We start from the raw sequence: 12,860 nt of genomic DNA on the forward strand, positions 1-12,860 counted from the left end.
GAATTTGTTGAATTATGCGCGGTAACCCCATCCGCATTCCTGGGAGGGTGAGTGCCGATAACCTCGGATCGCGCGGAGCGGTTGCCGATAAATTCCGAGAAAATTGGCGAAATTTCGGCGCGTAAAATGAAGGTACTTGAAGAGCGAACACGGACTCTGAGCGCTCTGTCTGGTGCTGGAAAATCATACCTGAATCCGCATCGCCCGGCCGATGACACATTTTGCGACTTTCCAAAATTGCTGCAGGGGCGGACAACACCCGAAAAATAGCATCGGGAGTGAGAGCGTGATGACCAAGAGGACTGGTCTCCTGACAATTCTGGTAATGTGCCTGACGTCACAATCCGGCCATGCAGCACCCAGCCAGGAGCATGCTTTCGGGCGTGCCGAAATCTCGACGATCCCATTCGACGCCAGACTTGGGCTTAGAGTGGCGAACTATACGCCTTCGGGTAAAGTTCTGGTCGTGTACGCACAAGATCATAGCAATGATCGCGCCATTACAGTGGCAACGATGGATGACAGTGGCCAGAATTTGCGTCCGTTCTATTCCGGCGTGATCCCGGCGCGGGAATAGGACAATGGCCTGCGCTTCATGGTGTTTCCAGACAACAAGCGGATATTTCTAGGCGATTTTGTTCTGGAGTGTTCGACCAGCCTGGAAACCTGCAAGCAGCCCAAGCTTCTGCCCGTCGTCTACCCACAGGAAGTTGCCGGTGGGGATCACGTTTCCCACCGGTGGTCGGAAATCGTGGTCGCGCCTGACAACCGGCATGTCGCTTGGACCACGCTCCTCCTCCCTTCCTCCGCGCTTGTCTTCACCGGAGAACTGAAGCGTACGGGCGAGACGTACACCATAGCCTCGCCGCGGATCGTCAGTACCATGAATCCCTTCCACCAGGATCCTGCACATCCCGACGGTGTCGTTCCCGAATATATCAAGGGAGGAGAGGTCAAGCAGTTCGTGGCCGGTGGAGCGGCTTTGTCGCTCGCGGGTGGATTGAAGCGGGATACACCCGATTCCGTTATCCAGGACATCGCGACGGGCGAAGTCGAGGCGATCACCGATACGCCGGGATACAACGAGACCACGATCGTCTCCCCTGATGGCCGTCTCGGCCTGACGATGACGACAAGGTTCTCCCGGCCTTCCGATCCGGCAATCCTTGGGCTCATGCCGCGACCTTATCCTACTGCGCTCGGCATGGATCTTGCCATGTTCGCCTACACTTACAGCGTTACCGGCGTGCGCCTTGGCCGGGCGGGCAACATCGGGCCCGCGCTGATCGATCTTGAAGTTTCGAAAAGCACGCCGAGTTATCTCGGCGCGAACCTGAATGAGCAGGGGGATTGGGCCTTTTACTCGCCGATGTCCTGGCATCCGAGCAGCAAGAAGGGTCTGTGGATCGAGGGCCTGAAAGGTGCCCAGGACAAGCGCATTCGCATCGTTCGCCTTCCGGACTACAAGCCCGGACCGCCTGTCCCCGCGGTTCCCACGCCTGAGCCGGGAAAGTATGCCAGTTCCGAACTCTCGCAGGTTCGCTCGTTTGCCGCCACAAATCGCGACGTAGACGTAAAAGTCTATGGCCAGGCCTCGGGGCGAATTCTGTTTAGCCGAACCGCCTCACACATCGAGAAGATCTACGAAAACTTCAGCGATGACGGGCGCAGCGTTTATAGCGGCAAGGAAACGATGGTCATAAACCCGGCCGGCCGCTCGACGTACAATGCTGATCTAAGGGTCTCGGGACCCAAACCTGGTGCAATGGAGCTTCAGATGACATTTGGCCCACTCGGGGGCGAGCATCCGGCAGCGCTCATTTTTGCGCCTGATGCTTCAGGCCAGCCGGCGACCCGTGGTTTCGCTGAGTACGAGGGGCATCGCCTTGACGCGGCCGATCTTGTGCCTTGATGTCGCAAGCGGGGGTGGGGCCATGTTGGTTCCGTCCCCGCCCGACGTCAGACCTCGCCTGACGCTTCTGGCGCGGGCGAGACTCAGACCCGCCGAGCGAGCCGGTTTCGGTGCGCTTCGATCTCCGATCGCGCCTGCTCGATCAATTCCAGCTCTGTGGCTTCCAATACGTCTTCGGAAACACGCTTGAGGTGAGCGCGCATCGCCCGTCTGGCGCCGTCGGCATCCTTGTTGCGCAGCGCTTCCACTATCAGGCGATGTTCATCGACACGAGGCGTCACACCTTCCCGGCGGGCTTTGTCGAACATATGCGCGCATAGCGGCGATTGTTCACGCACGTTCCAGAGCGTTTCCACGGTGTTCAGAACAAGGCTGTTTCCGGTCGCTTCAGCGATCAGCAAGTGAAATTCGCGGTCGGCATCCATGCGTTGTGCGTGCCCGGCGCTGCCGGAGTCCATTTCATCCAGAATGAGGCCGAGCCTCTCCAGCGCGGGTGCGTCAATTGCGTTTGCGGCCAGGGCTGCCGCTTCACCCTCAAACAGAATGCGCGCCTCGATAAGCTCGAATGCGCCGACGTCCAGTTCAGGAGCGCTGCGCGGGCGACTGGCCTGCGGCATCACGAAAAGCCCCGAACCATGGCGAACCGAAACCAGCCCGCGAATTTCAAGGGCGATCATGGCTTCGCGGATAGTCGGACGGCTAACGCCAAATTCCTCCGCAAGATCGCGCTCCCCCGGAAGGCGAGTGCCCTCGGGATAGCGGCCGCTGCAGATTCCCTCCTCGATCGCGCCAGCAACGCGGTGATACAGCTTTTCGCCAATTGCCATGTGCATCCCATCGCACACTTAATGGCTTGACTCAATGTTCGGGTAAGAGTGGAAATGGTCTTATCAATAGGATGGACCAAAATTCGGGAGGGGGCTCATCCGAGCGCGGGAAGGTGCCGGCAATCACGCATTCGGATTTCACCGGCATTTTCCGGCTGGACCTATTTTACCTTGTACTTGGCGAAGACCGGTGTGTCGGTGGCAGTCGTGGACCGGACCGATAGCGGATACTTGTCTCCGACGTCCATCAAGCCGATTTCGCGGCCTACTTCCGCGCCAATGACGACCTTCCCGTTCCAGCGGTCCATCAGGTCAGGGTCGTTGAACATGGCCCACGCGATGTGGCCGGTATATTCGGTCGATTCCAGCTTGCCTTCGAGATGGCTGAATTTGTCGGGGGCGGCCTCCATCATTTCGAGCAGGCGTTCCGTGGTGAGAGGCCCCATCCAGATCGACACGGCAGCGACGTTTGCTCGGGCATCCGAAAAGTCGACGCCCATGTCATGCGCCATCTTGTCGACGCCGGCCTTCTGGGCGCCGTAGCACGGTCCGAAGCAATAGTGCGCGGCTCCGGGTGAGGACGTGAACACGATCAGACCCTTTTCCTGCTTCACCATATGAGGCGCAGCATACCAACTTGCGACGAAACCGCTGCGAAGGCCGACATTCATCATTTCGGCAATTTCGAGGGGTTTTTCCCAGAATTGTCCAGGCGCGGAGATGGCATGGCTCTGATAGCAGGCATTGTTGACGAGAATGTCGAGGCGGCCCTGTTCGTCGATGATCCGTTCGATCAGCGCTTTCACTTCGGCGTCGTTTGCATGATCGCATTTTACGGCAATGCCCTTTCCGCCCGCCTCGGTCACTTCCTGGGCAGTCGCAAAGATCGTTCCGGGAACTTCGGCATCGCCGGGGTTAAGCGTCCGTCCGGTGACGTAGACCGTGCACCCGTGAGAGCCCAGGGCACGGGCAATGCCTCGACCTGCGCCCCGGCTCGCTCCCGTGACAAGTGCGATTTGCCCATTTTCAGTCATTCGTGATCTCCCGGTAACCGATGTGCCTTTGAAGTCGGCATCACTTGAATTGGACGTGCGTTTAGCCGCTGTGCTGGCGAGATTGGCCTTGTTTCAGCGGCAATCATGAGTTCGTTTTTGGCTCTCTATAAACCAAATGGTTGGTAATTTGATCGGCCGCAGGCTGCAATAGGCGTGCTCGACGCCGACGCGATCAGCGCCACCCGCAAGTTATCAACTGCACTTGCAATGTCTACCAACCATTCGGTAACATGGCTGAATGACCATGTCGAATCGCCACCGGAACCGGGAAGATGCAGCCGCACGGCGCGCGCTTATTGTGGGTGAGGCCATTCGCATGATCGGTCAGGGTGGGCTACGCGGTTTCACGATTCAGGGGCTCGCACGGCGATGTGGGCTGTCTAATGCCGGTCTGCTGTATTATTTCCAATCCAAGGACGATCTGCTGCTGGCTCTGATGGGCGAGATCGAGCAGGGCGAAGAAATAGCGATCGAACCGCTTCTCGCCGCGATAGAGCGATCATCGTCCAACGATGAACGCGCGTATGAGGAGGCCGTTCGGCTGCTTCGGGTGATGGCTGAGCGGTTGTCCGATGCCCCTCAGCTGACGCGCTTTATCACTATATTCCAGACCGATGCGATGAGTTCTGGGCATTCCGCTCATGGCTGGTTTATCGACCGCGCGAACGAAGCTGAAGACCTGTTTGCCAAGCTCTTCGCGCCGTGGGCTGCTATTCCCGAACTTTCGGCACGGCTTATCCTGGCATTGATGCAGGGGCTGACCCGCCGCTGGCTGGAGGACGGCAGGTTCGATCTTCCCGCTCAGTTCGAAATGGGTGTCCGCGCTTTGGTGCCGTTTGCACCGCAAAGATCGCCTTGATGACGCCGAAGTCAGAGGGAGATCCAGGGCCTCAGCTTTGAGTGCAAATACAGCCGGGCGGGAACATGCCGGCGCGATAATGGGAGAATTGGACAATGCGCATGGATGGCAAGCAGGAAGTCACTGCCGAACGCCATGCCGTTTGGCAGGCATTGAACGATCCGGTAATCCTGGCGCAATGCATTCCCGGATGCCAGAGCCTGACGAGGGACGGCAGCGACAGTTTCGCAGCGGTGGCCGAAGTGAAGATTGGACCGATCGGCGCGCGTTTCAAAGGTGGCGTTCGCTTGTCCGATCTCGACGCGCCGAGTGGGTATACGATCACGGGAACCGGTAACGGCGGCGTTGCGGGATCCGCCAAGGGGGAGGCAAAAGTTCGTCTTGCAGACCTCGGCGGCGGACGCACGATGATAACCTACACAGTGGACGCGGAAGTGGGTGGCCGAATGGCCCAACTCGGCGGTCCGATCATCGATGCGACGGCGCGCAATCTGGCCGCAAAGTTCTTTTCCCGCTTCGAGGAAGTGATGACGGAAGGCCCTGCCGATCATCGTATCGCGGAGCCCACAGTAGGCGTTCACACAGGCCCTGGCGCACAGCCCGCTTCCGGTTCGGTACCCGGACCGACGCCTGGACTGACATCGCCACCCCGCTCGCCATGGCCGTGGGTCGCCGCACTCGTTTTGGCATTGACGGCCGGCTTTGTTCTGGGCGCCGCGCACCTGCAATTCGAGTTTATTGTCGCTCTGGCCATGCTGGTGGTCACGGCGGCAGCGGCCTTCGAGGCAGGTCGGCGAGGAGCGATGCGATGAAGCCCGCACCTTTCGACTACGTGCGCCCTGCCTCCATTGATGAGGCTTGCACGATCCTGTCAGAGGCAGGGGGAGGGGCAACGGTCATCGCTGGCGGCCAGACACTTCTACCGCTGCTGAATCTGCGGATGAGCCAGCCTTTTGTTCTCGTCGATATCGGCGCGATACCGGAGCTGCGGGGCGTCGACAGGGTGGTCGGTTGCATCCGCGTGGGACCAATGACACGACAGGCCGATGCGCTTGAGGATCAGCTCCTTGCGCAGCATCTTCCCACATTCGTGCGTGCGCTCAGCCATGTCGGTCATCATCAGACCCGCAACCGCGGCACCATAGGAGGTTCGGTTGCCTTGGGTGAACCGGCGGCGGAAATGCCGGCTACGGCGGTGGCGCTTGGTGCGGAGATCGAGATCGCGTCTATCCGGGGCACTAGACGGGTGCCCGCGGAGGCGTTCTACCTTGGCCCTTACATGACCGTGCTCGAACCCGACGAACTGGTGACAGGGATCATTTATCCGGACTGGCCGCAAGGGCATCTGGTGGTGTTTCAGGAACTTGCCCAGCGGCCCGGAGACTTCGCACTGGTTGGCATGGTCGGTGCCCTCGTGATCGAGGGTGGCCTCATCCAGAGGGTCGGACTTGCCTGGTTCGGTATGGGGCCCACGCCCATGAAGATGCGCCGCGTCGAGGCGGAACTGCAAGGCAAGGCACCGGATGCGCTCGATCTGAAATCGCTTTCGCGGCTCGCTGTTTCCGATGCCGCTCCGTTCGACGACCATCATGCGAGCGCCGAATATCGGCGAACCGTGGGGGGCCGAATGTTTACGCGAAGCATCGGCGATGCCCTCGCGCTTGGAGAAGTGGCATGAGCGAATATCGCGTCGAAATGAAGGTGAATGGCCGCAGGGTCGCCGAAGCGGTGGAGGCGCGCACCTCGCTGGGGGATTTCCTGCGCCTGAAGCTTGGATACACCGGCGTGCACATGGGCTGCGAGCACGGCGTGTGCGGCGCCTGCACCATAATGGTGGACGGGCGCGCCGTGCGTTCCTGTTTGATGCTGGCTGTCCAGGCCGAAGGCAGTGAGGTCCTTACGGTCGAAGGTCTTGCAGATACGCAGGATGCGCTTCATCCCGCGCAGGACGCCATGCGCAAGGCGCACGGCCTCCAATGCGGGTTCTGCACGCCCGGAGTGGTCATGACTTTGGCCTCGCTATGTGCGGATCGGCGCTGCGACGAGCAGTCCATGGTCGCCGCGATGAGCGGGCACATCTGCCGGTGCACGGGCTACCAAGGCATTCGCAGGGCCATCACCATGCTTGCAGCGGAGGTCGGCTCGGCCGGTAGCAACACATGAGCGAACAGACACTTATTCCTTCGGCGGGATCGGGCGCGGCGCGCTGGATTGGCAAGCGGGTGGAACGCAAGGAGGATGCACGCCTGCTGACCGGGCGCGGGCAATATACCGACGATGTGGTGCCGCCGGGCATGCTCCACGTTGCTTTCGCCCGCAGTACAATTGCGCACGGACGGATAACCAGGGTTGAGACGTCCGTGGCGGCTGATTTGCCGGGGGTGCACGCGATCTACACCGCGCGCGAACTCGCCGCGCAGCCGATCACCATGATGAGCTTCTTCTTTACCCCGTCCGAGGTGCCGATCACGCCCCTTGCCGGTGAGCTTGTCCAGTATATCGGCGATCCCATCGTCATGGTGATCGCTGAAACCCGCGCTATCGCGGAAGATGCGGTATCCCTGATCGAGATCGATTATGAGGAACTGAACCCGGTCGTCACGATTGCCGATGCCATGGCCGCCGCGCCCATCCATCCCGGCACCGAAACGAACGTAGCGTCGGAAATCGGCGACGAGGAGCCCGAGGAGGATCTGGCTCAGGCACTTCAGGGTGCGCACTGCCTGCTGACGCAGGAGGTTGTCCATCAGCGCATTTCGCAGGCTCCGATGGAAAACCGCGCGATCCTTGCAACCAGGGAGGGCCCCGAAGAACTGACGCTCTACATAACCTGCCAGAGCCCGCACAATATTGCCCGCTGGGTTAGCTTGGCACTGGGACTGCCGCAGACAGCGATCCGGGTCATCGCCAAGGATGTCGGCGGCTCGTTCGGCCTCAAGAACACGCCCTGGAAAGAAGAATGCGCGGTCATCTGCGCAGCGATGCTGTTCGGTCGGCCGCTCAAGTGGACGGAGGATCGCTACGAGGCGCTGACTGCCTCGAACCAGTGCCGGGAAGCACAGATGAGGCTGTCTGCGGCGCTTGATGCGAATGGCCGGCTTGTCGCCAGCCACGCCGTTTATGACTGCAACAATGGTGCCTATCCTCAGGGGGCGGACAACAACATTGCGGTCCACATGTTCCTGTGGGCGGCTTACAAGATGCCCGCCTATGCGTTCCTTTCGCGCGGGTGGTACACGAATACCAACGGCCTTGCCGCCTATCGCGGGCCGTGGGCCATGGAATCGCTGATCCGGGAGACCTTGCTCGACAAGGCTGCGCGCCGGCTTGGGATAGATCCCGTGGAAATCCGCAGACGCAATCTGGTCTACCTGAAGGACCAGCCTGCGGTTTCCTGCATGGGCATTCCGGTTGACGATATCACGCCTGGAGAATGCCTGGAAAAACTGGTCGCTCATTTCGACTTCGCGGCTTTCAGAAAGGAGCAGGCGCAGGCGCGCGAGCAGGGCCGCTATCTTGGCGTGGGCATTGCCGCTTATATCGAGCCGACCGGCTCGGCCGGCAGCATGGTCACGATGACAGGCGAACTCGCTCAGGTTCGGATCGAGCCGACCGGGAAGGTCACGGCGATGATGTCTACGCATTCGCAGGGCCACGGCACCGCCACGACCATGGCACAGTGCATCGCGGACCGGCTTGGCGTGGCCTATGACGATGTCACGGTATTCGAAGGGGACAGTTCGCGAGGAGGCTTCGGACCCGGCGCAGCCGGGAGTCGGCAGGGCGTTATTGGCGGCGGCGCGGCGATCCGCGCGTCCGAAATGCTTGCGGACCAGGTCAAGATCCTTGCTGCGCACCTCTTCAACGCATCTCCTGAAAGCGTGTCGATCGAGGACGGCATCGTCCACATCGCCGGCGCTCCGGAAATGTCACGGCCTCTGGGGGAGATTGCCAACATCGCCTATGCGGAGCCGGACCGTTTGCCGCCAGGATTCGAGGCCGGACTGGAGGCGCAATTCCGCTATCAGCCCCCTCCGATGACCCTGACGAGCGCCGCACATCTTTGCGTTGTCGAAGTCGATACCGACACGGGTTTCGTGAAAATTCTGCGCTGGATATCGTCCGAGGATTGCGGAACCGTGATCAATCCCGGCGTGGTCGAAGGGCAGATCTCGGGCGGGCTCGCTCAGGCGATCGGTATGGTTCTGCTTGAGGAAATGCCTTACGATGCCCGCGGCAATCCCACTGCTGCGACGTTCAAGGACTATCTCCTGCCGGCGATCAGCGATGTTCCGGTGTTCGAATTCATTCATGCCAACACGCCGTCGAAGACGATCGGAGGCATGCGCGGCGTGGGTGAGGGCGGGGCCATCATCGGGCCGCCTACGCTGGTGAACGCGATTGCCGACGCTCTTTCCCCGTTCGGGGAGATCGAGAAGCTCGTGCTGCCGCTGACGCCTGCACGCATACTGGATATCGTCGAGCAGCGAGACGTTTCCGGATTTGGTTCGAGCCATTCCGAAATGGCCACTGCGCCTGTGGTCGATGCCGTGCAGGAGCCGGAGGCACCGCCCCATGTGCCGGAGACCAGCCAGGGGCAGTCTGCCGCCGAGGCGCGCAGCATCGACGGCGACTGGAACATGGTGCTCAAGACCCCGATGGGGCCTCAACCCATGGTCGTGACTTTCGCAACCGATGGCGCGGGCGGCGTTTCGGGAAAGTTCAGCAGTGCTGAGGGCAGTCAGGCGTTCGATGGCGGAACACTGGATGAAGGGCGCGTTCGCTTCGACCTTAAGGTCGAGAAGCCGATGAAAATCACGCTCAAGTACGATCTCCTGATTGAAGGCGATATCGTCTCGGGCAAATGCAAGATGGGAATGTTCGGCTCCGCAAAGGTGACCGGGCAGCGCGCCTGAAAAAGGCGGGAAGAGGAGAGATAGATGCCGCGATTTTCGCTAGATAGCCTAACCCTGACCGATACCGAGCCAACCGAACTCATCGAGGCAGCGGCGCAGGCCGGTTTCGGGACGATCAGCCTGTGGGTTCAGCCGCCGGCGCTCTACGCTTCGGCGGCTTGTACGGCTGAAAAAGAGGCAGGCTGTGCCGAACGGTTGCAGGCCACCGGGATCGCGGTCGAGACGCTTGAGGTGTTCGACCTGCATTCCTTCGATGCGCTCGAAGCCTATCGACCGGCACTGGAACGCGGCGCTCGGTTGGGGGGTAAGACGGCGCTGGTTCTTAACTATTCCAATCCCGATCGCGGGCAATCCGCCGAACTTCTGGGCAAGTTTGCCGAGATTGCCGGGGAATACGGCATCGGCGCCAATCTGGAACCGGTGGCGGGCGGAAAGACCAGCTCCTTGCAGCAGGCCCGCGACCTTATCGTGGCTTCGGGGGCGGACGTCGGGATAACGCTCGATCCCTTCCACCTGATCCGCGCGGGCGGCTCGATTGCCGATATCGCCGAGATTCCGGCCGGGATGATACGCTATGTACAGCTATGCGATGGCCCCCTGATCGCTTCGAGCGACATCGCTGCGAGCGAGGCGATTGCACACCGCCTCTATCCCGGCGAAGGTGAATTTCCGCTACTGGATATGCTGCGCGCCGTACCTGCCGATGCGACCGTGGGTATCGAATGCCCGAGCCTTTCCCGCGTACGCGCGGGCAAGTCACCCGCCGAGCAGGCGCGTGAGGCGCTCCTGGCGGTGGAAAGTCTCTATACGCAGCTTAAACAGGCTGCTCGCGAATACGGGGAACCGAAATGACCGGCGAGACCGACGACGATCGCATTTGCGCTCGCGTGGAATTCCTGAATGCGCGCTATCGGGATCCTGCTGCCGGTGCGGCGCAATTGCTGTGCGACAGTCATGATCCATCAGCACTGGCTTATCGGATCATCGATGGCGATCTTGTCGGACAGGATCTGACATATGGTGAACTGCGCCTGGAATCCGAAAAGCTTGCCAGTGCGTTCAGCGTACTCGGGATCCGGCCCGGGGACCGCGTTGCCACGCTTATGGGGAAGAGCCGGGAATATCTCGTCACTCTGATGGCGATCTGGCGGCTCGGGGCCGTCCATGTGCCGCTTTTCACAGCGTTCGCGCCGGCTGCGATCGCGATGCGGCTGGAGGGAAGCCGTGCCGTCGCCGTTGTCTGCGATGCCGGCCAGCAGCACAAGCTCGCCCCCGGTGAGGACATGCCCGCAGATGCGACCTGGCACGTCATATCCACCGGTGCAGGAGGCGGCGGTGTGCTGTCGTTCAGCAGACTGCTGGACGAGGGCGCTCCGGGATTCGAGGCAGTGCGGCTTGGCGGCGAAGCGCCGATCATCCACATCTATACATCGGGCACGACGGGTAAGCCGAAAGCGGTGATCGTGCCGCAGCGCGCGCTTGCGGCGTTTCAGGCTTATGCGGAATTCGGACAGGGCGTTGGCGAGGACGACGTGTTCTGGTGCGCGGCCGATCCGGGCTGGGCCTATGGCCTTTATTTCGGTGTACTTGCCACCTTCACCACCGGGGTACGATCGATCCTTTACGCCGGCGGCTTTTCGCCGGAAGCGACAATGGCGATCCTTGAAAGGGAGCACGTCACCAACTTTGCTGCTGCGCCGACTGTCTATCGGGCGCTTTGCCAAGCGGACTTGGGGGAAGCGCGGTCGCTGCATCTTCGCTGCGCATCGAGTGCGGGCGAGCCGCTGACGCCCGACGTGAACGAATGGGCCGTCGGCGCACTGGGGGTTGAAGTCCACGATCACTACGGACAGACGGAGGCGGGTATGGTGATCAATAATCACCACCATCCGCTGGTGCGGCGCCCGATCAAGGCCGGAGCGATGGGGCACGCCATGCCGGGGTGGTCCGCGACGATCCTTGCCGAAGAAAGCGATGAACCTGTCGGCGTCGGGACAGTCGGCCGAGTGGCTCTGGTCGTGAAGGAAAGCCCGCTGCTCTGGTTCCACGGCTATGACGGCGATCCCGCCAAGACGGCCGAGAAGTTTACTGCCGATGGCCGTTATTACGTGACGGGTGACACCGGAAGCGTGGATGAGGAAGGCTATTTCCATTTCTCGGCGCGCGATGACGATGTCATCATCATGGCGGGGTACCGCATCGGACCGTTCGAAGTGGAATCGGCAATGACATCGCATCCTGCGGTTTCTGAAGCGGCAGTGATTGCCGTGCCGGATCAGGTTCGCGGCGAAGTGATGGAAGCCTATATTGTTCTCGCTCCGGGCAAGCAGCCATCCGCCGAACTGGAGCGTGAAATCCAGCAATGGGTAAAGACACACTATGCCGCTCACGCTTTTCCGCGCCGGGTTCATTTCGCCGATGCGCTGCCGCGCACACCAAGCGGCAAAGTGCAGCGCTTCGTGCTCAAGCAGCGCCGCAAGGAGGAGCTTGCAGAGATGAATGGGTCGAACGCGTGACCGGTTGGGACCTGGACATTCCGATGTCGGCCGAGGAAGCGGTCGTCGGGCGCAGATCCGTGCGCCAATTCCTTGCCGATGATGTCGATCCCGAAGTTGTTCGCACCATTCTGGCGGGTGCGTCCCGGGCGGCCTCGGGAACGAATATTCAGCCTTGGCTTGTCCATGTCGTGACCGGCGAGGCTCGGGACCGCCTTTCCGAAGCGGTCATCGCGGCTGCCGAAGCCGGAGAGCGCGAGCTTGAATATGCCTATCTGGCGCCTTCCATGGACGAGCCGTACCTCTCGCGGCGACGCAAGGTGGGATATGACCTCTTTTCCCTCTACGGGATCGCGCGGGACGATTATCCTGCACGGCAAGCTGCGGCCTTGCGCAATTTCCGCTTTTTCGGGGCGCCGGTAGGCTTGTTCTTTACGATGGAACGCAGTCACGGACTGGGCGCTTGGCTGGATAGCGGAATGTTCATGCAGAACGTCATGATCCTGGCCCGCGCGCAGGGGCTGGAAACATGTCCGCAGCAGGCCTGGTGCGATTATGGGCCGGTCGTGCATCGCATCCTCGATATTCCGGACAATCAGATCCTTCTGTCCGGCATGGCGATGGGATACGAGGATCTCTCGGCCACGGTTAACCAACTGATCACCGAGCGTGCAGGACCTGAAGAATTCACGCGCTGGCACACGGCGTGAGTTCTGCGGAAATCCAGTTGAACAACCGAATGGTTGGTATATTGAAGTGACGGCCTGAATCGCTGCGCCAAATTAGCCGGAACAGG

At 60.9% G+C, this 12,860-nt stretch carries 12 protein-coding genes; 10 read left to right on the plus strand and 2 right to left on the minus strand.

The genetic code is table 11. From position 1 onward, the window contains the following. Positions 1-289: 289 nt before the first annotated feature. Together AC1VVK_RS21710 and AC1VVK_RS21715 are read left to right on the plus strand one after the other, a co-directional pair. Entirely contained in the window at positions 290-577 is a 288-nt protein-coding gene (locus tag AC1VVK_RS21710; RefSeq protein WP_482905271.1) for a hypothetical protein, read from the plus strand. An 18-nt stretch (positions 578-595) separates the two neighbouring features. Next, a complete protein-coding gene (locus AC1VVK_RS21715) occupies positions 596-1,912 on the plus strand; it encodes a hypothetical protein (RefSeq protein ID WP_482905272.1) in 1,317 nt (438 codons plus the stop codon). Between the two features lie 83 nt (positions 1,913-1,995). Here AC1VVK_RS21715 and AC1VVK_RS21720 read toward each other — a convergent pair whose 3' ends face one another. Both AC1VVK_RS21720 and AC1VVK_RS21725 read right to left on the minus strand, forming a co-directional pair. Next, positions 1,996-2,739, minus strand: coding sequence for a FadR/GntR family transcriptional regulator (locus AC1VVK_RS21720; protein ID WP_482905273.1), 744 nt, complete (start codon positions 2,737-2,739; stop codon positions 1,996-1,998). A gap of 161 nt (positions 2,740-2,900) precedes the next feature. Next, positions 2,901-3,773 (minus strand): SDR family NAD(P)-dependent oxidoreductase, encoded by an 873-nt coding sequence (locus tag AC1VVK_RS21725; RefSeq protein WP_482905274.1) that lies wholly within the window; start codon positions 3,771-3,773, stop codon positions 2,901-2,903. A 259-nt stretch (positions 3,774-4,032) separates the two neighbouring features. On the opposite strand from AC1VVK_RS21725, the gene AC1VVK_RS21730 reads away from it, so the two are divergent. From AC1VVK_RS21730 to AC1VVK_RS21765, 8 genes are all read left to right on the plus strand, one after another. Next, positions 4,033-4,653, plus strand: a complete 621-nt coding sequence (locus AC1VVK_RS21730) for a TetR/AcrR family transcriptional regulator (RefSeq protein ID WP_132386108.1) — start codon at positions 4,033-4,035, stop codon at positions 4,651-4,653. A 101-nt stretch (positions 4,654-4,754) separates the two neighbouring features. After that, entirely contained in the window at positions 4,755-5,465 is a 711-nt protein-coding gene (locus AC1VVK_RS21735) for an SRPBCC family protein (protein ID WP_482905275.1), read from the plus strand. After that, entirely contained in the window at positions 5,462-6,331 is an 870-nt protein-coding gene (locus AC1VVK_RS21740; protein WP_482905276.1) for an FAD binding domain-containing protein, read from the plus strand. Before AC1VVK_RS21735 ends, AC1VVK_RS21740 begins: the two co-directional genes overlap by 4 nt. Further along, positions 6,328-6,816, plus strand: coding sequence for a (2Fe-2S)-binding protein (locus tag AC1VVK_RS21745; protein WP_482905277.1), 489 nt, complete (start codon positions 6,328-6,330; stop codon positions 6,814-6,816). Before AC1VVK_RS21740 ends, AC1VVK_RS21745 begins: the two co-directional genes overlap by 4 nt. Further along, the gene (locus tag AC1VVK_RS21750) at positions 6,813-9,569 is read left to right on the plus strand and encodes a xanthine dehydrogenase family protein molybdopterin-binding subunit (RefSeq protein ID WP_482905278.1); all 2,757 of its coding nucleotides are present in this window, start codon (positions 6,813-6,815) and stop codon (positions 9,567-9,569) included. The genes AC1VVK_RS21745 and AC1VVK_RS21750 overlap by 4 nt, the downstream gene beginning before the upstream one ends. Positions 9,570-9,593: 24 nt before the next feature. Further along, positions 9,594-10,421: a sugar phosphate isomerase/epimerase family protein gene (locus tag AC1VVK_RS21755; protein ID WP_482905279.1), complete on the plus strand. Its 828-nt coding sequence runs from the start codon at positions 9,594-9,596 to the stop codon at positions 10,419-10,421. Further along, positions 10,418-12,085: an AMP-binding protein gene (locus AC1VVK_RS21760; RefSeq protein ID WP_482905280.1), complete on the plus strand. Its 1,668-nt coding sequence runs from the start codon at positions 10,418-10,420 to the stop codon at positions 12,083-12,085. The genes AC1VVK_RS21755 and AC1VVK_RS21760 overlap by 4 nt, the downstream gene beginning before the upstream one ends. Further along, a complete protein-coding gene (locus AC1VVK_RS21765) occupies positions 12,082-12,774 on the plus strand; it encodes a nitroreductase (protein WP_482905281.1) in 693 nt (230 codons plus the stop codon). Before AC1VVK_RS21760 ends, AC1VVK_RS21765 begins: the two co-directional genes overlap by 4 nt. Positions 12,775-12,860 lie beyond the last annotated feature (86 nt).

The sequence above is a fragment of the Novosphingobium sp. BL-S-32 genome (assembly GCF_056857055.1).

Excerpts from the sequence above, each read along its gene's own strand:
- AC1VVK_RS21710 (WP_482905271.1), top strand. The coding sequence starts at position 290 with ATGACCAAGAGGACTGGTCTCCTGACAATTCTGGTAATGTGCCTGACG.
- AC1VVK_RS21715 (WP_482905272.1), top strand. The coding sequence starts at position 596 with ATGGTGTTTCCAGACAACAAGCGGATATTTCTAGGCGATTTTGTTCTG.
- AC1VVK_RS21720 (WP_482905273.1), bottom strand. The coding sequence starts at position 2,739 with ATGGCAATTGGCGAAAAGCTGTATCACCGCGTTGCTGGCGCGATCGAG.
- AC1VVK_RS21725 (WP_482905274.1), bottom strand. The coding sequence starts at position 3,773 with ATGACTGAAAATGGGCAAATCGCACTTGTCACGGGAGCGAGCCGGGGC.
- AC1VVK_RS21730 (WP_132386108.1), top strand. The coding sequence starts at position 4,033 with ATGACCATGTCGAATCGCCACCGGAACCGGGAAGATGCAGCCGCACGG.
- AC1VVK_RS21735 (WP_482905275.1), top strand. The coding sequence starts at position 4,755 with ATGGATGGCAAGCAGGAAGTCACTGCCGAACGCCATGCCGTTTGGCAG.
- AC1VVK_RS21740 (WP_482905276.1), top strand. The coding sequence starts at position 5,462 with ATGAAGCCCGCACCTTTCGACTACGTGCGCCCTGCCTCCATTGATGAG.
- AC1VVK_RS21745 (WP_482905277.1), top strand. The coding sequence starts at position 6,328 with ATGAGCGAATATCGCGTCGAAATGAAGGTGAATGGCCGCAGGGTCGCC.
- AC1VVK_RS21750 (WP_482905278.1), top strand. The coding sequence starts at position 6,813 with ATGAGCGAACAGACACTTATTCCTTCGGCGGGATCGGGCGCGGCGCGC.
- AC1VVK_RS21755 (WP_482905279.1), top strand. The coding sequence starts at position 9,594 with ATGCCGCGATTTTCGCTAGATAGCCTAACCCTGACCGATACCGAGCCA.
- AC1VVK_RS21760 (WP_482905280.1), top strand. The coding sequence starts at position 10,418 with ATGACCGGCGAGACCGACGACGATCGCATTTGCGCTCGCGTGGAATTC.